Annotated in this window: 12 protein-coding genes and 1 pseudogene; 6 read left to right on the forward strand and 7 right to left on the reverse strand. The window is 63.9% G+C overall.

Annotated elements, in window-relative coordinates:
* Positions 1-43: 43 nt before the first annotated feature.
* The gene (locus G6N08_RS11310; protein WP_163757345.1) at positions 44-1,468 is read right to left on the reverse strand and encodes a class II fumarate hydratase; all 1,425 of its coding nucleotides are present in this window, start codon (positions 1,466-1,468) and stop codon (positions 44-46) included.
* Positions 1,469-1,498: 30 nt separating this feature from the next.
* Positions 1,499-2,575, reverse strand: coding sequence for a class II fructose-bisphosphatase (gene glpX, locus G6N08_RS11315; RefSeq protein ID WP_163757347.1), 1,077 nt, complete (start codon positions 2,573-2,575; stop codon positions 1,499-1,501).
* A gap of 121 nt (positions 2,576-2,696) precedes the next feature.
* On the opposite strand from glpX, the gene G6N08_RS11320 reads away from it, so the two are divergent.
* Together G6N08_RS11320 and G6N08_RS11325 are read left to right on the forward strand one after the other, a co-directional pair.
* Positions 2,697-3,332 carry a DUF4245 domain-containing protein gene (locus G6N08_RS11320; protein ID WP_163757349.1) on the forward strand — a complete coding sequence of 212 codons (636 nt, stop codon included), beginning with the start codon at positions 2,697-2,699 and terminating at the stop codon, positions 3,330-3,332.
* 14 nt (positions 3,333-3,346) lie between these two features.
* A complete protein-coding gene (locus G6N08_RS11325) occupies positions 3,347-4,144 on the forward strand; it encodes a dienelactone hydrolase family protein (RefSeq protein ID WP_163757351.1) in 798 nt (265 codons plus the stop codon).
* 40 nt (positions 4,145-4,184) lie between these two features.
* Here the strand turns inward: G6N08_RS11325 and G6N08_RS11330 are convergent, their stop codons facing one another.
* Together G6N08_RS11330 and G6N08_RS11335 are read right to left on the reverse strand one after the other, a co-directional pair.
* Positions 4,185-4,946 carry an SDR family NAD(P)-dependent oxidoreductase gene (locus tag G6N08_RS11330; RefSeq protein ID WP_163757353.1) on the reverse strand — a complete coding sequence of 254 codons (762 nt, stop codon included), beginning with the start codon at positions 4,944-4,946 and terminating at the stop codon, positions 4,185-4,187.
* Positions 4,947-5,231: 285 nt separating this feature from the next.
* A complete protein-coding gene (locus G6N08_RS11335) occupies positions 5,232-16,313 on the reverse strand; it encodes a type I polyketide synthase (RefSeq protein ID WP_163760487.1) in 11,082 nt (3,693 codons plus the stop codon).
* Positions 16,314-16,602: 289 nt separating this feature from the next.
* Here G6N08_RS11335 and G6N08_RS11340 point away from each other — a divergent pair, with 289 nt between their 5' ends.
* The 4 genes from G6N08_RS11340 (at position 16,603) to G6N08_RS11355 (ending at position 24,619) form a co-directional block, all read left to right on the forward strand.
* Positions 16,603-18,024: a condensation domain-containing protein gene (locus G6N08_RS11340; RefSeq protein WP_163757355.1), complete on the forward strand. Its 1,422-nt coding sequence runs from the start codon at positions 16,603-16,605 to the stop codon at positions 18,022-18,024.
* A 105-nt stretch (positions 18,025-18,129) separates the two neighbouring features.
* Positions 18,130-21,132, forward strand: coding sequence for an MMPL/RND family transporter (locus G6N08_RS11345; protein WP_163757357.1), 3,003 nt, complete (start codon positions 18,130-18,132; stop codon positions 21,130-21,132).
* A gap of 68 nt (positions 21,133-21,200) precedes the next feature.
* Positions 21,201-22,313 (forward strand): acyltransferase PE, encoded by a 1,113-nt coding sequence (pe, locus tag G6N08_RS11350; RefSeq protein WP_163757358.1) that lies wholly within the window; start codon positions 21,201-21,203, stop codon positions 22,311-22,313.
* 566 nt (positions 22,314-22,879) lie between these two features.
* Positions 22,880-24,619, forward strand: coding sequence for an AMP-binding protein (locus G6N08_RS11355; protein ID WP_163760488.1), 1,740 nt, complete (start codon positions 22,880-22,882; stop codon positions 24,617-24,619).
* A gap of 80 nt (positions 24,620-24,699) precedes the next feature.
* On the opposite strand, the pseudogene G6N08_RS11360 reads toward G6N08_RS11355, so the two are convergent.
* From G6N08_RS11360 to G6N08_RS11370, 3 genes and pseudogenes are all read right to left on the reverse strand, one after another.
* Positions 24,700-24,930: pseudogene (locus G6N08_RS11360) on the reverse strand (exodeoxyribonuclease VII small subunit); the annotation flags it as partial.
* Complete coding sequence (gene xseA, locus G6N08_RS11365; protein ID WP_163757360.1) at positions 24,920-26,164, reverse strand: exodeoxyribonuclease VII large subunit; 1,245 nt, start codon at positions 26,162-26,164, stop codon at positions 24,920-24,922. The pseudogene G6N08_RS11360 and the gene xseA, both read right to left, overlap by 11 nt.
* Positions 26,161-26,772 (reverse strand): lipid droplet-associated protein, encoded by a 612-nt coding sequence (locus G6N08_RS11370; RefSeq protein ID WP_163757361.1) that lies wholly within the window; start codon positions 26,770-26,772, stop codon positions 26,161-26,163. The genes xseA and G6N08_RS11370 overlap by 4 nt, the downstream gene beginning before the upstream one ends.
* Between the last annotated feature and the right edge of the window lies 1 nt (position 26,773).

The following is a 26,773-nucleotide window of genomic DNA, read 5'->3' on the forward strand; positions in this document are numbered from 1 at the left end:
AAACCTGGGCTCGTGTTGCCCGGTCTGGCCCTCGAGCGCGGCTTCAGCGCTGATGATCCTGCTCCGGTTCGACCTTGGCCATCGCCAAGACGTTGAGTCGGCGATCCAATTCCTCCAGAGAGATCCTTTCGCCGACCAGTCCGCGGTCGATGACGGCCTGACGAATGGTCTTGTGTTGCTTCAGCGCTTCTTTGGCTACTGCGGCCGCTTCCTCATAGCCGATCACCGAGTTCAGCGGTGTCACGATCGAGGGCGACGACTCAGCGAGCTCACGCAGCCTGCCGACGTTAGCGGACAGTCCCGAGATGCACCGGTCGGCGAACAGCTTGGACACGTTGGTCAGCAGCTTGAAAGACTCCAGGATGTTGCGGGCCATCATCGGAACGTAGACGTTGAGTTCGAAGGCGCCATTGGCGCCACCCCACGCGATGGCGGCATCATTGCCGATGACTTGCGCTGCGACCTGCGTCACCGCCTCAGGGATGACAGGATTCACTTTGCCGGGCATGATCGAGCTGCCCGGCTGCAAATCCGGCAACTGGATCTCCGCGAGGCCGGTTAACGGGCCCGACCCCATCCAGCGGATGTCGTTGGCGATCTTCGTCAGCGACACCGCGACGGTGCGCAGCGCGCCCGACGCCTCGACCAGCCCGTCACGGGCAGCCTGGGCCTCGAATGAATTACGCGCCGTGCGTAATTCGGTGAGGCCAGTCTCAGCCACCAACACCTCGACCACCTTGGCGCCGAAGCCGTCCGGAGCGTTGAGCCCGGTGCCGACCGCGGTGCCGCCGATCGCCAGTTCACCCAGGCGCGGTAGCGTCGACCTCACCCGCTCGATACCGGCCTCGACTTGGCGGGCGTAGCCGGAGAACTCCTGGCCGAGCGTCAACGGCACCGCGTCCATCAAATGCGTGCGGCCTGATTTCACCACGGTCCGCCACTCCCGCGCTTTCGCGGCCAGCGCGTCGTGCAACATCTGCAGTGCCGGGATGAGTTGGCGCACCGCCGCTTCGGTAGCGGCGATGTGCGTGGCGGTGGGGAAGGTGTCGTTAGAAGACTGCGACATGTTGACGTCGTCGTTAGGGTGCACCGTGACGCCGCGCCTGGCGGCGATCGATGCGATCACCTCGTTGGTGTTCATGTTTGAGCTCGTGCCTGAGCCGGTCTGGAACACGTCGATGGGAAACTGGTCGTCGTGGTGACCCTCGGCGATCTCGGACGCGGCGGCGATGATCGCGTCCGCCTTCTCTGGCTCCAGCAAACCGAGATCCTTGTTGACTCGCGCACAGGCAGCCTTCAACAGGCCCAGCGCCCTGATCTGCGGACGTTCCAGGCCCCGGCCCGAGATGGGAAAATTCTCCACTGCGCGCTGGGTCTGGGCACGCCACAACGCGTTAGCCGGCACCCGCACCTCGCCCATAGTGTCGTGCTCGATGCGGTAGTCAGTCTCGGCGGCGCTATCGGCCATAGCGGGGATTCCTCACGTGGTGGTGCCGGATTACGGCAGCGGATACTGGGCGTTGCTGTCGCCGGTGAAGTCGATGGCGGAATATTCGTTAAGTTTCGAAAGCCGGTGATAAGCCTCAATCATCCGGACCGTGCCCGATTTCGAACGCATCACGATCGACTGGGTGGTGCAACCGCCCGGGTAGTAGCGGACCCCTTTGAGCAGATCACCGTCGGTGACCCCGGTGGCGCAGAAGAACACGTTCTCACCGGCCACCAGATCCTCGGTGGTCAAGATGGCGTCCAGGTCGTAGCCGGCGTCGAGCGCCTTGCGCCGTTCGGCCTCGTCACGCGGTGCGAGCTGCGCCTGGATCTCCCCGCCCATGCACCGGATCGCCGCGGCAGCGATGATTCCCTCTGGGGTCCCGCCAATACCGGCGAGCATGTCGGTGCCCGAGTTGGGTCGGCACGCCGAGATCGCCCCGGCCACATCGCCGTCGGTGATCAGGCGGATTCGGGCACCGGCCGCGCGGACGTCGTGAATCAGCTGCTGGTGGCGGGGGCGGTCCAGGATGCACACTGTCATATCGCGCACCGACAGATCCTTGACCTTGGCGACGGCGCGAATGTTCTCGCCGATCGGCGCGGTGATGTCCAGCACGTGCCCGGCTTCGGGGCCTACCGCCACCTTGTTCATGTAGTACACCGCTGACGGGTCGAACATCGCTCCGCGCTCCGCCACCGCCAGCACCGAGATGGCGTTGGGCATGCCGTTGCTCATCAACCTGGTGCCGTCGATCGGGTCGACGGCCACGTCGCACTCCGGGCCGTCCCCGTTGCCGACCTCCTCACCGTTGTACAGCATCGGTGCGTGGTCCTTTTCGCCCTCCCCGATGACCACGACGCCGCGCATCGAGACCGAATTCACCAGTTCGCGCATCGCGTCGACCGCTGCGCCGTCGCCGCCCTCCTTGTCGCCGCGGCCCACCCAGCGCCCGGCGGCCATGGCCCCGGCCTCGGTGACTCGCACCAGTTCCAGGGCGAGGTTGCGGTCGGGGGCCTCACCGCGCGAGCGCGGCGGCGAACCGGACTTGCGCGAGGAGCCGGGTGCGCCGGCAGTAGTGCTCATACGGTGGATTCTCCCAGAACCGGCTCAGCGGCCGGGAGCTGGGCTGGCCGGCTTTACGGGCCCGCTCCGTAACCGCCTGCCGCACGGGCCGCGGCCCGCGGTGGGCTGGAATACTCGGGGAGTGAGCATCGAGCCGCGCCCGGCCCCCAAACCGGCCAAGCCACGCTTATTGCACGACGGGCGTGACATGTTCTGGTCGATCACCCCATTGGTGCTAGCGTGCCTCGTCCTGGCCGGTGTCGCCGGAATGTGCTCGTTCGCGCCGGGAGGCCCCGACAGGGCGGCGATTCCGTCGTACGACGCGGCCGGCGCTTTGCGCGCCGACGCGCAGACGCTGGGCTTTCCGGTCCGGCTGCCGCGTGTGCCTGAGGGTTGGCGGTCCAACTCAGGAAGCCGCGGGGGCATCGAAAACGGGCGCACCGACCCGGCGACCGGTCAGCGGCTCAACGCGGCGACTTCGACCGTCGGCTACATCACCCCCACCGGCATGTATGTGAGCCTGACTCAGAGCAACGCCGACGAGGACGCGCTAGTGGGCTCGATCCACCCGTCCATGTATCCGGTCGGCGCAGTTGACGTCGACGGTATTCGCTGGATCATCTACCAGGGTGATGGTGCTGAGCCGGTATGGACCGCCAGGCTGCCCAGTCCGGCGGGGTGGTCGCAGGTGGCGATCACCGGTGCCGGAGGCAGCGATCAGTTCCGTACGCTCGCGGCGGCGACACAATCCCAGCCGCCGCTTCCGGTCAGCCGATAGAGGGGAGACCGCTGTTGAGCACGCCAGAAGCCGATCTCGCCGGGTGGGCCGCGGCCCCGTTCACCGCCGGTGGCTATACACATGACGTCTACCGCAAAGGCGAGGGCCCGGGGGTAATTCTGATTCCCGAGATTCCTGGCATTCATCCCGGTGTGTTGGCGTTGGGTAACCATCTCGTGGACCACGGCTTCACCGTGGCCCTGCCGTCGCTGTTCGGCATCCCGGGGCGGCCAGTGACGGCGGGCTATGCGCTTGCCACAATGACCCGTGCTTGTGTGGCAAGAGAATTCGCGGCATTTGCCACCAACAGACAGCGTCCGGTGTCGGTGTTTTTACGTGCGCTGGCTCGTGACCTCAACGCGGCCACCCCGGGCAAGGGTGTGGGGGTGATCGGGCAATGCTTCACCGGGGGCTTCGCGCTGGCCGCTGCAGTCGACGATAGCGTGCTGGCGCCGGTCCTGAGCCAGCCGTCACTGCCGATACCGCTGACACCAGCGCAGCGGCGTAATGCCGGGGTGAGCGATCCCGAGCTGAACGCTGTCGCCGATCGCGCCGCCGCCGAGGGCTTGTGCGCGCTCGGTCTTCGGTTCAGTGAAGACAGGCTCTCCCCGCGCGAACGTTTCCAGACGCTCAAAGAGCGTCTCGGCGACGCATTCGAGGTGATCGAGATCAACTCCGGGCCGGGTAACGAGCACGGTTTCAGCCGCATGGCGCATTCGGTGCTGACCGAGGAGCTGCGCGAGATCGACGGTCACCCGGCCTATGAGGCGCGGAAACGGGTGGTCGAGTTTCTCACCCAGCGGCTGGCCTGAACCCGGGCCGGCTTGGCCCGTGCGCGCGGGCGGCCGCGGCTCACTGAGCGGCCAGCTTCATCACGTGGGCATAGACATCCGGATACCGCCGCAGGTGTGCGCCTCCATTCAGGTCGAGCACCTCGCCGGTCAGCCAGGACGCTTCGGGCGAACACAGAAACACCACCGCCGCAGCGACATCCTCGGGCGTGCCGACCCGCCCCAGCGGAGTGTTCTCCACGTATTCCTCGACAACACCGGGAATTTGGGTGGCGGGCGCGGTCAGCGGCGTGTGCACGAAACCGGGAGCGACTGCGTTGACCCGAATCCCGCGCGGCGCGAATTCGAGGGCAGCCACTTGGGTGAGCATCGCCAACCCCGCTTTGGCTGCACAGTATGCACTCATCCCGGCTGCGGGCTGGCGACCGTTCAGCGAACCGATCGATACCAGCGTGCCGCCGTCTCGGAGCCGCGGCGCGGCGTGCTTCATGACCAGAAAAGCGCCGGTGAGGCAGACGTCGACGATGGCGCGGAACTGGTCGGCGGGCAGCTCGGTGATCAGGCCAAAACTGCTGAACCCGGCGGCATTCACGACAACGTCGAGCGCGTGGCATTTCTCAAAGACCCGCTGCACGGAATCTTCATCGCCGACCTCGACAGCGGCAGCGGTGTGGGGGTGGCCGAGCTCAGCCGCGACGGCGTGTGCACCTTGGCTATTGCGGTCGGCAACGGTCACATGACACCCCTCCGCGGCCAACGCATGGGCGACTGCCTTGCCGATGCCCGATGCTCCTCCAACGACGACGGCTGTGCGGGTGGTCATGGCGGGCTCCTGTCCGGTCGCGGGGTGCTCTCACGGATCGCGAGGGGTCGGCGTCGCGTCCCGGGTAGTGATAGTAGGGGGTGTGGCACCGGCCCAACCTATCCGCTGCCGGGGCTGCCCTGAGCCCGCCGGTCTCCGGGGGCGTGAGAGCACCACGCCGGCGGCGACGCCGGGCGGGCGCGCACCACGTCAGCGAGTCCGGTTGGTAGCACGCTGTTTCCGGTGCGCTGGTTGCTGGCCCGGTCACACCTTGGTTGGGCGTTTACTGCCGCTGACCTGCTGGGGTCAACTCGGCTCTGGTGCTGTGACGGGTTCTGAGTCCTCGTGTGCTTCTGCAGCTGCGTTCGACTCCGGCGCGGCTGGAGGTTCGGCCCCACCGGACGGTGATTCCGACAGCTGACCTGCGAGATGCTCCGCGAGCCCGCCGATGGTCGGATAGTCGAATACCGCGGTGGCGTTGATCGTGAACACGCCACCGAACTGGCTGTGCAACCGGTTGCGAAGTTCCACCGCCATCAGTGAATCCGTGCCCAGGTCCAGGAACCGGCTGGTTGCGGCGGGCGGTTGCGCGAGCCGCAGGAACTGCTGAACTTCGCGCTGCAGGAATTCGGTAATGAAATCGGCACGCTGCGCCACCGGCATGTTCTGCAGTTGCCGGAGCAGCTGACTGTCACCGGTTGTTTCCGCCACCGCAGTCGGCAACACGTGGTCGAGGATCGGTGGGCGAGAGTTGCCCAGCACCTTCGCGGCGCGCTGCCAGTTGGCCTTGATGACGGCCGCTTGCCCGGTCCCGTTGGCAACGACCTCGCCGACCGCGTTGAGGGCAGCCGCGGGTCTCAGCGGAATGAGGCCTTGCGCAGTGAGATTGGCTTGTGCGGTCTCCGAAGATGCCATGCCCTCGCTGGCCCAGGGGCCAAAGTTGATGCCGGTCGCCGGTAAGCCCTGCGCCTTTCGTTTCGCGACCAGTCCGTCGAGCAGCGCATTGGCGGTCGAGTAGTTGGCCTGGCCGGGCGGGCCGAGCAAGCTGGAGACCGAGGAGGCCACAATGAAGAAGTCGAGGTCGTCGCTTCTCGTCAAACGATCCAAATGGCAGGCACCGAACGCTTTGGGCGCCAATGTCTTTCGGAAACGTTCTACGCTTTGCTGTGACAACAGCGCGTCATCGAGCACACCTGCCAAATGCACCACGCCAGCGAGCGGCGGCAACTCCGCGCGGATCCGCTCCAGCAGCGTAACGACTTCGGATTCGACGCCGACGTCAGCCGCGAAGGTGTGGATGCGGCACCGGTAGCGTTCGGTGATGTCCTCGATTGCCCGTTGCGAGCTCTCATCGGGTGCGTGCCGGCTGGTCAAGACGATGTCACCGGCACCGAGCTGGGCCAGATACGACGCCGTGTGCAGACCGATCGCGCCAAGTCCACCGGTGATGAGGTAGCTCCGCTCGGAACGGGGTTGTAGCGGGCTAGGCATTTGCAGCACGATTTTTCCGATATGCCGCGCTTGCTGCATGCGGCGAAACGCCGTCTTCGCCTCCGTCAGCGGGTAAATCTCGGCGGGGAGCGGAATCCACTCGCTCCTGGCCAATCCGTCCGACACCTCGCGAAGCAAGCCACGGATACGCTCCGGCTCCCGGAAGGTGGTTGCGTCCAATGCGACGATCTCGTAGGCGATATCGGGACGTGCCGCCGCCATCTGCTCGTGTGTCCAGATGTCTCGTTTGGCGATCTCGACGAAACGGCCATTCTGTGCGGTAGCCCGGACGGTCGCTTCGACAAACCCCTCGTTGGTCAGGCTGTTGAGCACCACGTCGACGCCGGCACCGTCGGTGTCTGCGAGGATCTGGTCGGCGAAATCAGTTGTGCGCGAGTCATAGACAAATTTCACACCCAGCCTGCACAGCGTCTCGCGTTTGTACTTACTGGCGGTGGCGAAGACGATCGCACCGCGCCGCTGCGCCATCTGAATGGCCGCCAATCCGACACCGCCGCTGGCGGCGTGAATGAGCACGCGGTCACCGGGCTTCAGCTGCGCCCAGTCGAACGCGAGCCGGGCCGTAAGTGCCGCAGCGGGAATTGTCGCCGCCGCTGCCGCGCTCACCCCGTCGGGCACCGGCGCCAGCAACTGGGCCGGCACGTTGAAACGGCTCGCGAACGCCCCCTGCATGAAACCGAAGACGCGCTGGCCGACCTCGATTCCGGTGACGCCATCACCCACCTGGGTAACGGTCCCAGCGAAGTCACCGCCGATCGGGCCCGGATCGCCAGGGTAAAGGCCCAGCACGTTGAGTACATCCCGGAAGTTCAAGCCGGCAGCCTCCACCCGGACCTGCACATAGCCCTCATCCGGCGGCGGTACGTCGGTCTCAGTCAGGCGCAGGTTGTCGATCGCGCCGCGCTCGGTGGGCGCCAGGACATAATCGCTTGCACGCGGCACCGTGAGATGACCACTTCGGGCCCATGGCAGTAACCGTGACACCAGGAACTTTCCTTGCCGCAGGGCGAGTTCGGGTTCCTCGATCGGCGCGCCGAGGAGGCACGCCAACACGTGGGCGGCTTCCGTTGATCCGTCGCAGTCGACGAGCCTGCAGTGCAAGGCCGGTTCCTCGTTAGCGATGGTGCGGCCGAGTCCCCACAGTGCCGCCTGGACCGGGTCGACAGGCTCGCCCGATTCGGTTGCCACCGCTCGTTCAGTGATAATCCACAGCCCGCCGGGAAGTTTCACCGACTGGTTCGCCTGCACGGTGTGCACGACACTGAGCAAGTGAGCGATCTCGGTCTCCAGCCGCGCGGCAGAGTCCGCGCTCGATTCTTCTGCACCCGGTCCTGCGCTGCGCCAAACGATGCCGGAGAACGGCATACCGCTTTCGCGAGCTTGTTCCAGTAGCTTCCCCAGAGGCTCTGTGTCTGCTGAAAGTGTGGCCCGGTCGATCGAGATGCTGCCCGGCAACTCAGCCGCCAATTGGTTGAATCCGGCAATCAGCCAGGTGCCGATAGCGTTTCCGGCGCCCTCGATACCACTGCCCGATGCCGGCAGCGGCACCTCGTGCCAGCCAAGGGTGTACAGCAGCCGGGTGGCGTCCCCGCCGAGTCCCCGCAACAACGCCTCTCGGGGTGCTCGTTTGACCGTGAATTCGCGAATCCCGCCGAGATGACGGCCGTCCCGATCGACAAAGTCGAGGTCGAAGACTTGGGTTTCGCTATCCAGGCCGCTAGTGCGCCACTTCGCGCGGCAGTAAAAGCGTCGAGGCATTTTCGCGTGCAGCTCTACCCGCCCGTACCGCAACGGCAAGAACAAATCGGTTACTCCCTGCTCGGCGGCCAGGAGCGCCGGGAAAGCCGGGAAGGCTACTCCGGTGCACAGGTCGAGTAGCACCGGATGGATTGGCTCGGTTCCCAGGTGTGGGGCAAGCTCTTCGCTGACCGTGATATCGCCGATCGCCTCACCCTCGCCGACCCACAGCGATTTGAGAGAATTTGACCACACAGGTCCCCATACCAGCTCCATGTCGGCGAACGTCTCGCACAGTTGCTGCGGACGCATGCGGTTCATTGCCTCGATAGCCTCGTCAATCGAATCCGACAGCGCGCCAGCCGACTCCTCGCCGGAATCGGTGACCACGGTGCTCACAGTGCCGTCGGCGTTCAACGACCATTCGGCATCACGGACGCCGTAGGGGCGGCTGTGCACCCGGAAACTCCAGCCGGTGCCGTCCTCGAGTGGATGCAAAGTCAGCTGCACCTCGCGAGAACTCTTCTCGGGCAGAATGATCGGTTCATAGAAGAAGACGTCTTGCACGCGTCCCGGCGGCCCAACCGCGGCCAAGGCCATTGCCGCATACGTTGCCCCCGGAACAACAACGGTGCCGTAGATGACGTGATCGGAGAGCCACGGCTGCGATTTGACGGACAGCCTGCTGGTGTATACGGAGTCGCCGGAGGCGAGGTCTTTGGCGCTGCCGAGAATTCCGGATACCGCCTGCCCGTCGAGACCGGCGATCTCTGACGTTTTAGGCCAGAAGCGACGCCGTTGGAACGGGTACGTGGGCAGTTCGAGTTTGCGGCGAGGTTGATGGTGCAGCGCAGCGAACGTGAGACGATGACCGCTGACATAGGCCGCGGCCAGCGCCTCGGCGATCTGACGCCGGTCGGCAACACCCTTGCGCAGTGAGACGATCGCTCGTGGCGCGGCCAAATGTTCTGGCCAGACCTGGACGGCGGCGCCGGTCAGAATCGGTTGCGGACCGATCTCCATCAACACCGAGCATCCGAGCGCCGCAACGGTGCGGATACTTTCGGCGAACTGCACCGGCTGGCGAGAATGTCGCCGCCAATATTGTGCGTCAAGCGGAGTCGCGGCTGTGAGCACAGCCCCGCTGCGGTTACAGACCAGCGGCAACGTCGGTGCCGCGAACTGCAGCTGCGCCGCGTACGATTCGAATTCACCAAGCACCGGCTCCAGCAACTCCGAATGAAAGGCGTGGCTGGTTTCTATCCAGGTGCAGCGGATGGCGTCCTCACCACATCTGGCGGCGATCTGTTCTAGATCCGCTCCTGGACCGGACAGCACTGTGTTGGGTCCGTTATAGGCCGCGACCGACACCCGGGGGAATTCGTTGGCGATTCCCTCGACGTGCTTGGCATCGGCGAATACCGCCATCATTCGCCCCCCTTCGGGCAGACTGCCAAACAGTCTGCCGCGTTCGGCTATGAGGCGCGCTCCGTCCTCGAGACTGAAAACTCCGGCCACACATGCCGCCGCGTACTGGCCTACGCTGTGTCCCAGCACCACGTCGGGCTCGACGCCCCACGACTGCCACAGCCGGGCCAGGCCCATCTCGACGGCGAAAAGTGCGGGCTGTGCGAACGAGGTGTGCCGCAATGTTTCAGCGGCGTCGCGGTCTGTGCTGAACAGCACGTCCAGTAATGGGCGTGGCAGAATCTCGTTGACTGCGTGCGCGCAGCGTTTCACGGTGTCTGCGAACACTGGCTCCGCGTCAAACAGTTCGCGCGCCATTCCCGGATGCTGACTGCCCTGCCCGGTGAACAACCACGCGGTCATCGGCCGGTCAGTGCACTCGCCACGTAGCACGCCGGGTCTCACCCGGTTCTCGACCAACTCCGCCAGGCCCTCGCGAGCGCCCTGGACCGAATCGACCACCAGCGCGGCCCGGTATTCGAAATGGGAACGTCCCGCCCCGGCGGTGGAGCACACATCAGCGATGTCGACCTGGGGATGGGTGTCTAACCAAGAGTCGTAACGCCGTGCCAACGCCACCAGCGCCTCCGGTGAGCGCGCGGACAGCACCAGCACATTCAGCGATTCATCTCGAACATGCGGCGTCGACGCCACGATCACGTCGTCAGTTGGCGGCCCATCCGCGGAGATCGGCAGTTGCTTTGGCGCATCTTCGATCAGTACGTGCGCGTTTGTACCAGTGAATCCGAATGAACTTACACCGGCGCGTCGCGGTTTCCCGTTGCTGTGCCAGGGAGTTGGCTTGTCCACAACCCGCACAGGCAGCGAATCCCACGGGATATGCGGAGATGGATTCTCGAAATGCAGGCTCTGCGGGAGCAGGTCGTGCTGCAGCGACAATACGACCTTGATCAGGCCGGCGACACCTGATGCCGATTCGAGGTGGCCGATGTTGGTCTTCACCGATCCGATCAGCAGCGGCGTGTCACGGCCAACGCCATAGACAGCGCCGGCTGCCTGCACCTCGATCGGATCACCCAGCGGGGTACCTGTTCCATGTGCCTCAAGGTAGTCCACGTCCCTGCCGCTAAGACCGGCACGAGTCAGCGCCGCGCTGATAAGTCGTTGCTGGGCACCACCATTAGGTACCGTCAAACCACTGGAGGCACCGTCCTGATTGACCGAACTGCCAGCGATGACCGCGCACACGCGATCGCCCTCGCGCATGGCGTCGTTCAGCCTCTTCAGCACCAGAATTCCGCAGCCTTCACTGCGCACATAGCCGTCGGCGGAAGCGTCGAAGGTCTTGCAGCGCCCGACCGGAGAAAGCATCCTGGCCCGCGAGGCAGCGATGATGGTTACTGGACTCAGCAGGACGTTGACCCCGCCGGCCAATGCCAAATCGCAGTCACCGGCATGCAACGCCTGGCAAGCCTGATGAACCGCCACCAGCGACGAACTGCACGCGGTATCGACCGCGACAGCTGGTCCCTCTAGTCCCAGCGCAAAGGCGACCCGACCCGAAATGGCGTTCAGCGCATTGCCTGTGATGAAGTGGGGCTCGATCTTTTCGACGGACTCGGCGGACAGCAGATGCGAATACTCGTTGGCGCCCACGCCAACGAAGACTCCGGTTCGGCTGCCGCGCAAAGCCTCCGGCGAATACCCGGCACGTTCCAAGCCCTCCCAAGCGGTTTCCAGTATCAGCCGCTGTTGCGGATCGATCCACACAGCCTCGCGCGGGGAGATGCCGAAGAATTCCGGGTCGAAGCCGTCGATTCCGTCGAGAAAACCGCCGAAGCGGCTGTAGATCTTGCCCGGGGTCTCAGGATCCGGGTCGTAAAACTCGTCGATGTCGAACCGGTCATCCGGAATTTCCCGGATCGCATCCACACCGCCGGACAATAGCTCCCAGAAAGCTTCAGGATCGGGAGCGCCGGGAAACCGGCACGCCACCGCGACGATCGCGATCGGCTCGTCCGTGCGCGCGGCCACTGCCCAGGCCCGGTGGTGGCCCGAGCCGGGGGATTCCTGGTCGCTGAGTTTAAGCACGTCGCAAAGCAGGTAGTCCACCACGTCGGATAGCCGGGGGTGGTCCATAGCCAGAGTCGCTGGCACGTCCCTGCCTACGGCTTGCTCGATACGGCGCCGCAATTCGACGGCCATGAGGGAATCCATCCCCAGGTCGAAGAATCCGGCGTCTTCGCGGATCTCTGCGGCGTCAACCCGCGTCACCTCCGCAACCGCATCGCGCAGGTAATCCGCGAGAAGTTTCTTGCGCTGCTGTGCTGGAGCGTTGGTGAGCTGCTCCACCAGTGGAGTTTTACCTGAGAACGTTGGTGCCGGAGCTAAATCAGCCACCTCGCGCTCCAACGTCGCCAGCAGTGAGCGCCTCCCCGCCTGCTGGTAGAGGGGCAGGAAGCGGGCCCAGTCGATGCGCGCCACTATTCCGTGGACTGTCCTGTGCGGGGAAGAGGCCGCCATAACGTCGGCCAGCCCCGCTAGGGCATCGGCAGGAGACAAGGTCCGGATTCCACGCTGATCCAGTCGCGCACGAGCCTGTTCGTCGGCCATGCCCACCGACCAGGGGCCGAAATTAACGCTGATTCCAGGAATTCCTCGCTCGCGCAGCCGCCAGGCCAGCCCGTCGAGGAAGGCATTCGCCGCCGCATAAGCCGTCTGGCCGAACCCGCCCCATACCGAGGCGATCGAGGAAGTACTGAGGAAGAAGTCCAGTTGCAACTCAGTGGCCGCTTCGCTCAAATGCCAAGCACCCCAGACTTTACCCGAGAAAACGCGCTCCACCTCGGCGTCGTCCAGGGTGCTCAGTGGGCTGGTGCCCATCTCGCCAGCGGTATGCACAATGCCGGCAATCGGAGGTAGTTCGGCCTGCACCGTAGCCAGCAGGCGTGCGACGTCCTGGACGTCAGCGATATCGGCTGTGATGACGTAAATTTCGCAGGCCCGCTGTTCGCGCAGGGCGTCGATGCGCCGTTGGGCGGCTTCGGTAGGCGGGCGCCGGCCGGTCAACACCAGATGCCGGGCACCCTGCGCGGCCAGATACCCGGCGATTTCCAGCCCGATCGAACCCAGCCCACCGGTGACCAAATACGTTGCATCAGAGCGCAATACCGGTGCTGCAAGCGGTTGCCCGACGCGCCGAACCAATCGCGGGACATACACCGCATGCTCGCGCAGTGCGAGTTGGTCTTCCTTAATAGCCGCGTCGGGTCGCGCTGAGACGATCTGCCGGATCAGCAGCGACCAGTCGGCGATGGTGCTTTGCGCCAGATCCGCGAGCCCGCCCCATACCAGCGGATGCTCGAGGGCGGCGGAACGACCAAATCCCCAGAGGCAGCTCTGATCCGGTAATACCTTGTCAGTTCCTGTGACCTGTTGCGCACCACAGGTTATGAGCCAAATAGGTACCCGCAAATCGGCGGTGGCCGTCGCGCGGAAAAGTCGTCGTGTTCCGCCCAGGACTCGGCGTTGCATCTTTGACAGCGACTGCGTCGACGCTGCGTTATCGCAACCCAGGGCTGCGACATGCAGGATGCGTAGCGTCGGGTCGTCTGCCACCGCAGCGCGCAACGCGGCCTGAAGCCGCTCCTCGTCGGCGTCGGATGCTGGTAACCCGACAATCCGATACCGGTGCCCGTGTGCGGTCAGGGTATCGACCAACGGCTGGACTGCGTCGGCATCATCGCCGACAACAAGCCAGCTCGCCGCCCCGTCGGCTTCCGCATCTGCGGTCCGCGGCGCCTCCGCGCTGGATTTCTCCCACCGAATCTCGTAGCGCGCGTCTGCGATCGACTCGGTTTTACGCTCGAGGTTATGGTGTGCGGCAAGCTTCGTCAGCACATCTACGGTCTGCTGGTTGCCGGTTCCGTCGAGTAGGGCTGCGAGTTCCTCGATGCGGCCGTCCTCGAGAAGTCGGACGGTTTCGGTGCTCGCGGTCCTGTTCGTCGGCCGGGACCGCTTCTCAGTAAACCAATACTGGCGATGCTGGAATGGATAGGTTGGCAGGTCCAGCTTTCGCGCGGGTCCCATGACAGCGCCGAAGTCGGGCAGATGGCCCGCGGCGTAGGTGCCAGCGAGGGCTTCGGTGATCTGGCGGTGGTCGGCGGTGTTTCGGCGCAGGGAGGCGATCGGCTGCGGTGCAGGTACGGTATCGGGCCATGCCCGCAGGGCAGCGGCGGTGAGCACCGGTTGCGGGCCGACCTCCAGCAACATCTTGCAGCCCAGATCAGCCAGTGTTCGAATGCTTTTGGCGAACTGCACGGGTTGGCGTGCGTGGCGGCGCCAATAGGATCCGTCGAGTTTCACGTCCCTGCCAAGCGCGTCACCAGTGCGGTTGCACACTAAGATCCGTTGTGGCGAAGCAAAACTAAACCGGTCTGTATACGATTCAAACTCGTCGAGGATTGGATCGAGCAGAGCCGAGTGGAAAGCGTGGCTGGTGTCCAGCCAGTCGCAGCGCACACCGTCGGCGGTCAAGCCTGCCACCGCCTGATCCAGATCCTGCGCGGGCCCAGACAAGACCGTATTGGCGCCGTTGTAGGCGGCAACGGAAAGACTTGGGAACTCGTCGATGATGCTCTCGACGCGCTCGGCGGCGGTGAAGACCGCAACCATCCGGCCGCCCGCCGGCAGACTGCCGAAAAGACGGCCGCGCTCGGCCATCAGCAGCATTCCGTCCTCGAGGGTGAAGACACCTGCGACGCAGGCCGCCGAATACTGGCCGACGCTGTGGCCCAGCACCACATCGGGTTCGAAACCCCATGACTGCCAGAGGCGCGCCAAACTCATCTCCACCGCGAACAAGGCGGGCTGGGCATAGGTGGTCTGGCGCAGTGTCTCTTCACCGACGGAGTCATCCGCGGCGAAAATTACATCAAGCAGAGGCTTGTCGAGAATGTCGGCAACCGTTGCCGCGCAGTGGGTCAGCGTCTGGGCGAACACCGGCTCGGTCTCGAAGAGCTCGCGGGCCATGCCCGCGTGCTGGCTGCCTTGACCGGTGAACAGCCACGCGGTCTTCGGCGTGTCATCGCATACTCCGCGCACCAGTCCGGGTGCCGGCCGGTCGTCGGCGAGCGCGCCGAGCAAGTCAATGGCAGATTTCTTTGAGTTGACCACCAACGCGGCCCGGTGCTCGAAGTGTGCCCGCGCCACCGCGGCGGTAAAGCACACATCCGCCAAAGTTGCCTCCGGGTGGGCGTTCAACCAGGTGCGGTATTGATCGGCGATCTGGATCAGTGCTGCGGGTGTGCGCGCCGATAGCGGAAGGATGCTGAACCGTCGGTTGTCGGGCACGTCGACCGGATTCGGCGCGCTCGCAAACTGACCGAGTTCACCGGGGGCCTCTGCGACGATGAGGTGCGCGTTGGTGCCGGCGAACCCGAACGAGCTGACTCCGGCGATGCGTGGCCGGCTGTTGCGTTCCCAGGCGGTGGCCTCCCGCACAACCTGCACTGGGAGCCGCTCCCACGGAATGTGCGGGGAAGGATTACGAAAATGCAGGTGCTTCGGTAAGACCCCGTGCTCGAGGGACAGGATGACCTTGATCAGCCCCGCGATTCCCGCGGCTGCTTCCAGGTGCCCGATATTCGTCTTCACCGAGCCGATCAAAAGGGGCCGACTCGGATCCCGCCCGGCGCCGAGCACCGCACCTGCGGCCTGGACTTCGATCGGGTCGCCCAGCGACGTCCCGGTCCCATGCGCCTCCAGGTAGTCGATGTCGCCGGGTGCGATACCGGCGCGCTGCAGCGCCTGTCTGATAACTCGTTGTTGAGCAATGCCGTTGGGTACGGTCAGGCCACCGGATGCTCCGTCCTGGTTGGTCGCGCTGCCTCGGATGACGGCTCGAATCCGGTTGCCGTCGCGGAGCGCATCTTCAAGGCGTTTCACGACGACGACACCGCAGCCCTCGCCGCGGACGTAGCCGTCTGCGGCAGCGTCGAATGTCTTGCACCGCCCGTCGGGCGCGAGCATGCGTGCGCGGGAAAACGTGATCATGGTTGCCGGGGTGAGCAGAACATTCGCGCCGCCGGCCAGCGCGAGCTCGCATTCACCCAACTGCAGCGCTTGGCACGCCTGATGGATGGCCACCAACGACGAGCTGCACGCGGTGTCGACGGCGACCGCCGGACCCTGCAGCCCCAATCGGTAGCTGATCCGGCCCGCTGCCGCGGCGTTCGAGGTCCCGGTTGCCATATAGGCTTCGATCTCGGGATAAGTCAGCTCGTCGGATGCCATTCCCAGGTAGTCATGCGTGGACAGACCGACGAATACACCGGTGTTGGTGTTGGCCAAATCCGTTGGCGCGATGCCTGAATGCTCCACTGCTCGCCACGCGGTCTCCAGCAAAAGCCGATGCTGCGGATCCATCAACCTGGCCTCGCGCGTCGACATGCCGAAAAAGGGTGCGTCGAAACCCGTTACGTCAGCAATGAAGCCGGCCCGACGCGTCACGACCTTGCCGGGGATGTCGGGATTGGGGTCAAAGAATTCGTCGGCATCCCACCTATCGGGAGGCACCTCCGAGATCGCTTCACGGCCGTCGCGCAGCAGCTGCCAGAACTCGTTTGCGTCCGCAGCACCCGGGAAACGGGCCGCGTAGCCGATGATCGCAAAGCCCGGTGCTGGCTCCTGCTGACCTTCCACGGATGCCATGCCGTTGTCCTCCCTGCTGACGGCGCTGAAGATTGGATCGGTGTGGGCGGCCCGGTTGCGCACCAGAATCGCTCCGCCGGCCCAGTATTGCAAGTACGACGTTGTGACCGGCCAGCCTACGCCATGGCTGCCGGTCGGCGTTTGACGCCGGGGAGCTTTGCGCCCGACGAATCCATGAGCTGTCGCGGGCGTCGGTCCATGTCGGCCACACTAACCGCCCGGAGGGTTATGTTGGTCTCGCTGCCAGCGCGGCGGAGCCGGAGCCGTTCCAGCCGAGGAGGACCTAGTTTTGCGTATTGGGAAAATTACGATCGGCTCGCTTGATGATTGGGCGTTGACCCCGGGCACAGTCACCTCATGGCACCCGACGGCCGCGGCCGCGGAAAAAGTCCGGCAAGCGCCGGTCAGTTCGGTGCCGGTCAGCTACATGCAGGGCCAACATCTTCGCAACTATCACGAACGAACAGCCGCGGGTTTGGACTTCTCGCGGCAAATCATCGCCACCTGCGAAGTACCCGGCCGATGTGATATCGCTGCCATGAACCACGCCGTCAACGCATACCTGCGCCGGCATGACACGTTCCGTAGCTGGTTCGAGCACACTGGTAATGGCCAGTTTATTAAGCACACCATCACCGATCCTGCTGCTATTGAGTTTGCGCCGATCCATTACGGCGACATGACAGTTGAGGAAATACGCGCTCATGTGATCGCCATACCCAATCCGCTGGAGTGGGGCTGCTTCACCTTCGGGATCGTTCAAAGCCAGGGGCACTTCACTTTCTTTGCCGCCATGGATCATGTTCACGGGGATGCGACATTGATCGGCACCACGATGCTGGAGGCCAACGCGATGTATTCAGCCTTCAGCGGAGGCGGTCAGCCCCTGGTGCTTCCGCAGGCCGGCAGTTTTGACGACTTCTGTGCCCGCGAGCGCCAGTACACCTCAACGCTCACCCTCGATTCGCCTGAAGTGCGTGCGTGGATCGACTTCGCCGAAAACAACAATGGCGGCTTTCCTGACTTTCCTCTTCCGCTGGGCAACCCGTGGGAGCCGAGCGGTAGTGACATAGCTTCCGAAGTCTTGATGGATGCGGAACAAACGGAGCGATTCGAATCCGCCTGCGCAGCCGCGGGAGCGCGCTTTGTCGGGGGCCTGTTCGCCTGCATCGCTTTGGTGGAGCACGAGTTTACCGGTGCTGTCACGTATTACGGACTTACTCCCAGGGATACCCGCAGAACCACGGACAATTTTTCGACCCAAGGCTGGTTTACCGGCCTGATCCCGATCACGGTCCCAGTAGCTGCGGCGTCTTTCAGCGAGGCCGCGTGGGCTGCGCAAGCGTCTTTCGATTCGGGTCTGGACTTGGCGAAGGTGCCGTATTATCGCGTATTGGAGTTGGCGCCGTGGTTGAGATGGCCACAACCGAACTTTCCGGTGTCGAACTTCTTGCATGGCGGCGCTGCTCCGCTTAACGCAGTGCTCGCCGCGGCCGACCTCGGCCTTGCGAACAATATCGGAATCTACTCGGATGGCCGGTATTCCTATCAACTGACCATCTATATATTTCGGTACGGGGAGGGCACCGTAATGGCGGTTATGTACCCCGACAACCCCATCGCCGAAAAATCTATCGCCCGGTATATGGAGGCGATGAAGTCCGTGTGTGTGCGGGTCGCCGCCAGCGGGCACTGGGGACGTGTCGCCTAGCCTGGAGCAATCGATGGCGCAGAGCGCGAAAGTGCGCGGCTACACGGCGCCGGCGAGCGGCGCCGGCGGGAGCACCCCGCTGCGCCGACCGGGGGTGAGGGCAATATGCGACGGTTAGCAGATTTCGTGGTGCGGTGGCCCTGGTTAGTCATCGGGCTGTGGGCCGCGGTCGCGGTCGCACTGCCATTAACGTGTCCGCCCCTGGACGAGATGGCCCAGAAGCATCCGCTCGCGATCTTGCCCAGCGATGCGCCCTCGAGTGTCGCCGCGCGAAAGATGACCGAGGCGTTTCACGAATCCGGCTCAGAAGACCTCCTGCTGGTGGTGCTGACCAACGACAGAGGGTTTGGCCCCGCCGACGAAACCGCTTACCGCAAACTCGTGGACGCGCTGCGCCGGGACACGCGTGACGTCGTGATGGTGCAGGATTTCCTCAGCACACCGCCCTTGCGCTCGGTCTTGACCAGCGAGGATCACAAAGCTTGGGTGTTGCCGGTCGGTGTCGCCGGCGAGTTGGGCACTCCACGCTCGTACGCCGCTTTCAACCACATCAGTGACATCGTCAAACACGCAGTCACCGGAACACCCTTGACGGCGTATCTGACCGGTCCCGCGGCAACCGTTGCCGATCTGACGGTCGCGGGTAATCGTGACCGGACGCCGATTGAGGTGGCGATTGCCGCTTTGGTGCTGATCGTCTTGCTGGTGGTTTATCGCAGCGTGGTCGCCATGGTGCTGCCGCTGCTGACGATCGGGGTCTCCCTGGTGATCGCCCAGGCGGCCGTCGCGGCATACTCCCAACTGAGCGGCTCAGGCGTCTCGAACCAGTCCATCGTCTTTCTGAGCGCGATTATGGCCGGCGCCGGAACGGATTACACGGTCTTTCTCATTAGCCGCTATCACGACTATCGACGGTTAGGTGCGGATTTCGATCAGGCGGTCAAGAGAGCGCTGATTTCGATCGGAAAAGTAATCGCCGCATCGGCAGCCACCGTCGGTATTACCTTTCTCGTCATAAGCTTCGCTCAAATGGGCGTGTTCAAAACGGTTGGAGCGTCGGCAGCGATCGGGATCGGCGTGGCATTCCTCGCCGCGGTGACATTGCTGCCGGCTATTCTGGTGCTCGCCGGGCCACGCGGCTGGGTTAAGCCGCGGCGCGAACTGACCGCTCGGTTTTGGCGGCGTTCAGGCATACGCATCGTGCGCCGGCCGGTGATCCATCTGGTTGCCAGCGTGCTTGTGTTGATCACGCTGGCCAGCTGTGCTTTCTTGGTGCGTTACAACTACGACGATCGCAAGGCCTTGCGGCCCTCCGCTCCAAGTTCCATTGGCTACGCAGCGCTGGAACGCCATTTTCCGGTGAATGAGTCTATTCCGGAGTACATCCTCGTCCAATCACCGCATGATCTCCGCACACCACAGGCCTTTGCCGACTTGGAGCAAATGGCGGACCGAGTTAGCCAATTGCCGAATATCGCTGCCGTCAGCGGCATCACGCGCCCGACCGGAACTGTGCCGAAAGAATTCAGAGCCACCTACCAGGCGGGGGCCGTTGGCACCCTCCTGGCCGGCGGGTCCACCCTGATCAACGAGCACACCAATGACCTCAATCGGCTGGTCGAAGGGGCCGGCACCCTGGCCGACAACCTCAGCGACGTGCGTGGTCAAGTCAACCTGCTCGCGACCAGCATTCAGAGTCTGCTCGACGCCGTCTCCTCCATGAAAACCCAGTACAGCGGCGACACCTTGGTCAAGGAGGTCGACACGGCAGCCAAGCTCGTCGACCACGTTAATTCCCTCAGCAACGCCATGGGCTGGAACTTTTCAGCCGGCAAGGACATGTTCGCCTGGATAGGCCCGGTGCTGACGGCGCTGCGCGGCAACCCGGTCTGCGATGCCGACGAGACCTGCAGCGCCACCCGCGGGGACTTTGAACGGCTGATCGGTGTGCGTGATCAGGGCGACCTCGACGCGATCAACGATCTCCTTCGGCAACTGCAGTCGTTGCCGGACAAAAAGACCCTCGACGCGTCGATGGACCGGGTACGCGGCGCATTGACCAACCTCACCAGGGTGATGCATTCCATGGGGATGGACCAGCCCGGTGGCCTGCAGGCCAACCTAAGCGGTCTGCAAGATGGTGCCGACCGCTTCGCCGGTGGAAGCCGACAAGTGGCTGACGCGGTGGCTCAACTCGTCGAGCAGGTCAAACAGCTCGGCGCTGAGCTCGGTGAGGCAGCGACGTTTCTGCTGACGCTGAAACATGACGCGGCGCGGCCGGCAATGGCCGGGTTCAACATCCCGGCCCAGCTGCTGCATCTCGCGGAGTTTCAGAAGGCCGCCAGGGTTTTCATTTCGCCCGACGGCCACTCCGCGCGGTACTTGGTTCAAACCAAACTCAATCCGTTCAGCACCGCAGCGATGGATCAGGTCAACGCGATCAGTGCGACCGCTCGGGGAGCCCAGCCGAACACCACGTTAGCGGACGCTACGGTGTCGATAGCGGGATACACCGCGAGCCTGCGCGATACACGCGATTATTACGAACACGACATCCGGTTCATCATCGCGGTAACCCTCGTCGTGGTGCAACTGACCTTGGTCGCCCTATTGCGAGCGATCGTGGCGCCACTGTATCTGGTTGCTACCGTGGTCATTTCCTATTTGTCAGCGGTGGGCATCGGTGCGCTGGTCTTTCAACTCATACTCGGCCAGCAATTACATTGGAGTGTGCCGCCCCTGGCGTTCGTCGTGTTGATCGCAGTGGGAGCCGATTACAACATGCTGCTCATCTCCCGGATGCGGGATGAGTCTGTGCACAGCATGCGTTACGGCGTCATCCGCACGCTGGGTTCGACGGGCGGCGTGATCACTGCAGCAGGTTTGATCTTCGCTGCCTCGATGTGCGGCCTCTTGTTTTCCAGCATCAGCACCGTGGTACAGGGCGGTTTTGTGATCGGTGTCGGTATTCTGTTGGATACCTTCGTGGTACGCACAATGACCGTGCCTGCCATTGCTGCCCTGGTCGGGCGGGCGAACTGGTGGCCGTCACGGGTGCGCATGTCGGATCAAGGCCACCGTCGCCGGGCGGAGCGGCGGGCGGAATAAGCACAGGTTAGCGCCCGCACGTGAGGTATGTGAGACTACAAGACGACGCCGAGCAGTCAAGGACAGGGATGAAAAGACTACTCGCCGGAGTTACCGCGCTGGTGACTGTCGGCGCCACAGGATGTTTTGGTACCGGGTCTGTGTCGGCCGACGACACGCCGTCCGGTGCGGCACCGGCCGGTACATCAGCCGACGGGACGGCCTACGCGCTGGGCGGTGCTCACGTTTTGGGCATCCCCTACGACGAGTACATTCGCCGGGAAGGCGCTGAATGGTTTCCCGGCCTGAAGCGACAGATCGTGCCCTACCCGGCGGGTCAGGTTCAGGGCCATGTGCTGGAACGGCTGTTCCCGGGCATCGGTCGGCTTGATGAATTCTTCCCGGGCCTGGGCGTAAACGGTCCCAGCGTTGGCGAATCAGTCGATGCGGGAGCCGCTAATCTCGATGCGGCCATCCGCCACGGCGGTCACGGCACCGCGATCGGCCTCTCCGAGGGTTCACTCGTGTTGGAGGCCGAGCAGGCGCGGCTCGCGAACGATCCCACCGCACCACCGCCAGATCAACTGAGCTTCGCCACGTTCGGCGACCCAGTTGCGCGGCATGCCTTCGGGCAGAGTTTCCTGACCGCTATGTTCCCGGTGGGCAGCATTGTTCCGGCACTCGACTATCGCATACCACCTCCGGTCGAGAGCCAATACGACACCAAGGTTTTCGTCTCCGCTTACGACTCGATCGCCGACTTCCCCGACCGGCCGGACAACCTGTTCGCTCTCGCCAACACGCTTATGGGCCTCGCTACGGGCCACACTGCGGTGGCATTCACCAACCCAGACATGGTGCCGCCGCAAAACATCAGAACGACGGTTAACTCCAAGGGTGCGACAACGACGACGTATTTAATCCCTGAAAAGCACCTTCCGCTGGTCATGCCGTTGGCTTACATCGGCATTGACGAGGACACGCTGAATAAGCTCGACGCAATATTGGCGCCCCGGGTAAACGCCGGCTATTCACGAAACGACGATCCCGCGACCGCGCCGATCCAAGTGGACCCCGTGCACGGTTTCGACCCCGCGGCCGTCACCGCGCCGGCCACCCAGGCGACTTTCGGTGGTGGCGCCGACCCTTTTTCGCAAATCCTCAATGGTGCCCTGTCTGTATTGTCACAGGGTAAGGGCTGACAAAGTATGCTGCCACAGGCCGGGCCGGCCATCACTTCGGTCGTGTCGGTGCCGCGCGTTTTCCCAGCCGATACAAGCGGCATCACACACACCGGGACAGCCGAGGTGTCCGATCACGACCGCCTCACGGCACAGCCGATGACGACAGCGACGCCTCTGCGGGGTGCTGGCGTTTTAAATCTGCGGCGCGCTGCTGCGCTTATCTGTCAGCCCGACTTCGACCTCCGCGCGGGTACTCACACTACGAATGCCTCAGCGCCGCAAAGAAAGTGTTCCCGTTGGCCTCTGGACCACCGCCGGCGTACAGCGTCGTTTGCTGCTGCCGCCGGATGGTCTTCACGTTTGCCTGCCTCGTCAACACCGACTGCGCCGGGAATGGGCGGGTTGTGATTGGTCTTGGCGGCAGGTCTGGGGGCGGTGATCGCCCTGCGGATACCCCGACAGGCCGACCACTACTGACACTCAGCCATGCGCTCATCGGGGCCGGGGCCGCCGCGCCGGCGACGATAGGCCTTCGAAAGCACGAAATCGTTTGGCAGAGTTTATAGTACGGTATTGTGATGGCTATGGCTCAGTCGTCGATTCTTGCCATGTTGCACGCGCGCGCCAGCCTACGGCCCCACGACGTCGCATTCACGTTTACCAATTACGATGACGATTGGGCGGGGGTTTCCGAAAGTCTCACATGGTCGCAGTTATCCCGCCGCACACTGAACGTGGCACACGAGCTCGGCCGTCATGGATCGGTCGGAGACAGGGCGGTAATTCTGGCTCCCCAAAGCCTTGATTACATTGCCGCATTCCTGGGATCGATGCAGGCCGGGCAGATAGCAGTTCCGCTCCCGTTGCCGCACCGCGGCTCGAGTCATGAACGTGTAAGTCTGGTCCTTGCTGATACGTCGCCCGCAGTTGTTCTCACGACTTCCGCGGTCGCCGAAGATATCGCGGAATATGTTGAGCAAGCCCATCTGGATGCTGTTCCGAAGATTGTCGAAATCGATTCGATGAATCTGGACGCCAATCTGGAAATCAGCGATGGCACTGTTGATTTGCCGAGCACAGCCTATTTGCAGTACAGCTCAGGTTCAACCAGACTGCCGACCGGAGTCATGATCTCGCACCACAATCTCCAGGTGAATTTCGACCAGCTGATGCGCTGTTTCTTCGCGGACTCCAACGTTAAAGCGCCGGCGGATACGACGATTGTGTCGTGGTTGCCCTTCTACCATGATATGGGTTTGATGCTGGGCGTTTGCGCGCCGATCCTGAGTGGCTACCACGCCGAGTTGACGGGTCCGATGTCGTTTTTGGAGAAGCCCGCCAGGTGGATACGATCGTTGGCCGCGAGCCCCCATGCGTGGTCGGCAGCACCCAATTTCGCCTTTGACTTGGCGGCCCGCAAAACAACTGATGACGACTTGGCCGGGCTCGACCTCGGCGGCGTGCTGGGCATCATCAGCGGCGCCGAACGAGTCGAGCCGGCCACAGTGCGACGCTTCGTCGACCGGTTTGCTCACTTCAATTTTCGGGAAGACATGGTGCGTCCGTCCTATGGCCTGGCAGAGGCAACTGTCTTCGTGGCGACTGGCATCTGGAGCGGTTCGTCGGGAACGGTTCACTTCGATGCCGGGGAGCTGTCTTCGGGCCGCGCTCGACGGTGCGCGGCTGGGCAGGGCACGGCACTGGTCAAATACACAGTGCCGCAATCACCCACGTTGCGGATCGTCGACGCCGACACGCACCGCGAGTGCCCGCCAAGCTTGGTCGGCGAGATCTGGGTCCATGGTGACAATGTCGCCGAAGGCTACTGGCGCAAACCGCCGGAGGAGCAGTGCTGTTTCGGCGCAACGCTCGTCGATCCTGCACCGGGAACGCCTGACGCGCCCTGGCTCAGAACCGGCGATCTCGGTTTCATTTTCGAGGATGCGCTGTTCATTGTCGGCCGCATCAAGGATCTGCTGATCATCCGCGGGCGTAATCACTACCCGGAGGACATCGAGGCGACGGTCCACGAGATCACCCGTGGCCGGGTCGCGGCGATATCGGTCCGGCTCCAGAGCACCGAGCAGCTGGTCACCATCATCGAACTCAAGAAGCGAGGCGATTCCAACGAGGAGGTGATGCACTGGCTCAGCTGCGTCAAAAGCGACGTCACCTCCGCAATATCTCACGTGCACGGTTTGAATGTGGGGGATGTCGTTTTGGTGCCGCCGGGATCGATTCCCACCACAACGAGCGGCAAAATCCGGCGTGCTGCCTGTGTGGAGCAGTACCGCCGCGACCAGTTCATCCGGTTGGACGCCTAAGCCGGCTGCGGGGGCGTGTTGGCTGGCGAGCCGATGCCCGGTGCGGGCATGCCGGCTCCGCCCGACCGTGGTGCCGACGCGTCCTCAGTATCCTCGGCAGCGAGGACATCCTCGATCCGCTGACGGGCACCAGCTAGGTGCTCCTCGCATCTTCTTGCCAGCTTCTCGCCTCTCTCCCACAGTTTCAGCGACGTCTCGAGGTCGAGCCCTCCCTGCTCGAGCAGGCGCACGACTTCGATGAGTTGATCACGGCATTCTTCGTAACCGAGTTGACTAATCGGAGTCGTGGAGTCGGTTTGGTCATGTCCCATCGGCGGGTCCTTCACTTACCGCGGTGAGCGCTCCATCGGAAACCCGCACCCGCAGCCGGGTGCCGGCGGGAGCATTGTCAACCGAGCGCAGCACCGAGGCCGGGCCCTCTGCCGTGACCGTCTGCACGACGGCGTACCCGCGGGCGAGGGTAGCCGCCGGGCCCAAGGTAGCCAGCCGGGCGGCGAGATGGCTGACCCGCTCGGTCTCTGCCTCCACGAGCCGGCTGATATCGCGACGAACCGCTGACCGGGCACGGTGTATCTCCTCGGCGTGTGTGGTCAATGCGCGCAGCGGATCGGCCAGGACCGGCCGGCTGCGTAACTGGGCTAGCGCGCGTTGTTCGCGGGATACCCAATTACGCAGCGCTTGTGCACTGCGCCGCCGCAAATCGTCGATTAACAGCTGTTCGGCGACGGTATCCGGGACGATGGTCTTTGCGGCATCGGTGGGCGTGGCGGCACGCAGATCGGCAACCAGGTCGCAGAGCGGGTTGTCGGGTTCGTGACCGACCGCGCTGACCACCGGTGTTCGGCAGGCGGCGATGGCCCGGCACAGCGTCTCGTCGGAAAAGGGCAGCAAGTCTTCCACGCTGCCCCCGCCGCGGGCCAAGACGATCACGTCAACATCCGGATCTGTGTCGAGGTCACGCAGTGCGTCGACAATCTGCGGCACGGCATGGGGTCCCTGCACAGCTGTGTTGCGCACCGCGAAACGCACCGCCGGCCAGCGTGCGGCGGCCACTGTCGTCACATCGTGCTCGGCAGCGCTGCCTCGGCCGGTGATCAGCCCGATCATGTTGGGCAGAAATGGAATCGGCCGTTTGAGCCTGGGGTCGAAAAGCCCTTCAGCGTCCAGCAGCCTCCGCAGCCGCTCGATGCGAGCCAACAGCTCACCGATACCGACTGGCCGAATATCGCTGAGCCGCAACGAGAATGTGCCGCGTCCGGTGTAGAACGTGGGTTTGCCGCAGACCACCACCTGGGTGCCTTCGGTTAATTCGACCGGCGCGTCCAGGACCAGCTCGCGCGAACATGTGACGGTCAGCGACATGTCGGCGGCCGGGTCACGCAGCACCATGAATACGGTCTTGGAGTCGGGGCGGATCGTGATCTGGGCCAGCTGACCCTCGACCCAGACGGTGCCCAGTTTGTCGATCCAGCCTGCGATCCGGACGGCCACCGCGCGTACCGGGAACGGGTTTTCAGGCGAATTCGCCGGGGCGGCTCGGCTCACTTCGCGGTTGCGCGGGTTATTCGGTTGGCCAGCAACGTCTGGAACGGGGCACGGGCTCTGGTGGCCTCCTCGTAGGCCAGCAGAGCCTCGAGTTCTTCGACATCCAGCGTATGCAACCTGGCCCGGAGCTGAGCCAACGTCAGCGTGTCGTAGTTGAGCTCAGCCGCCACCGGCGGAGCCGGCACGGCCTGGTCGGCTGGTGGCTTCGAGGTCTGGGCCGCGGGCGTGGATACGGTGCCGGGCTCATGCGGGATTTCCGATCCTTCGGTCAGTGAATACAGCGCAAACCGTCCCTCGGTGCGGCGATCAGTGCCTGCGGCGCCGGGCGTCTGGTTCTCACCTGCCTCGGCCACATCGTGGTTCAAATCTTCGTCGAATGTTGCCCACTCCGGCTGCTCGTCCCGCGGCGGGAATAGTGTCTCCAAGGTCGCATCGCCTTTGATGGCCAGCTCCGCCAGGTGCTGCTGGAACCGCATCACCAGATGTGCGGCCTGGCTTGCCAGCGTCATCGGGTACGTCAGGATGGTTCGCGGCAGCTTCATCGTTTCTTCGACGGCAACTGTCGCCGCTCCCACCAGCAGCCGGACCCCATATGGTGCAGTAGCCATG

This window comes from Mycobacterium botniense, from assembly GCF_010723305.1.
In the GTDB taxonomy this organism is placed as follows: domain Bacteria; phylum Actinomycetota; class Actinomycetes; order Mycobacteriales; family Mycobacteriaceae; genus Mycobacterium; species Mycobacterium botniense.

Bases quoted from the DNA above. Each gene is read 5' to 3' on its own strand.
- G6N08_RS11310 (WP_163757345.1), bottom strand. From the start codon at position 1,468: ATGGCCGATAGCGCCGCCGAGACTGACTACCGCATCGAGCACGACACT.
- glpX (WP_163757347.1), bottom strand. From the start codon at position 2,575: ATGAGCACTACTGCCGGCGCACCCGGCTCCTCGCGCAAGTCCGGTTCG.
- G6N08_RS11330 (WP_163757353.1), bottom strand. From the start codon at position 4,946: ATGACCACCCGCACAGCCGTCGTCGTTGGAGGAGCATCGGGCATCGGC.
- G6N08_RS11335 (WP_163760487.1), bottom strand. From the start codon at position 16,313: ATGGCATCCGTGGAAGGTCAGCAGGAGCCAGCACCGGGCTTTGCGATC.
- G6N08_RS11345 (WP_163757357.1), top strand. From the start codon at position 18,130: ATGCGACGGTTAGCAGATTTCGTGGTGCGGTGGCCCTGGTTAGTCATC.
- pe (WP_163757358.1), top strand. From the start codon at position 21,201: ATGAAAAGACTACTCGCCGGAGTTACCGCGCTGGTGACTGTCGGCGCC.
- G6N08_RS11355 (WP_163760488.1), top strand. From the start codon at position 22,880: ATGGCTCAGTCGTCGATTCTTGCCATGTTGCACGCGCGCGCCAGCCTA.
- G6N08_RS11370 (WP_163757361.1), bottom strand. From the start codon at position 26,772: ATGGCTACTGCACCATATGGGGTCCGGCTGCTGGTGGGAGCGGCGACA.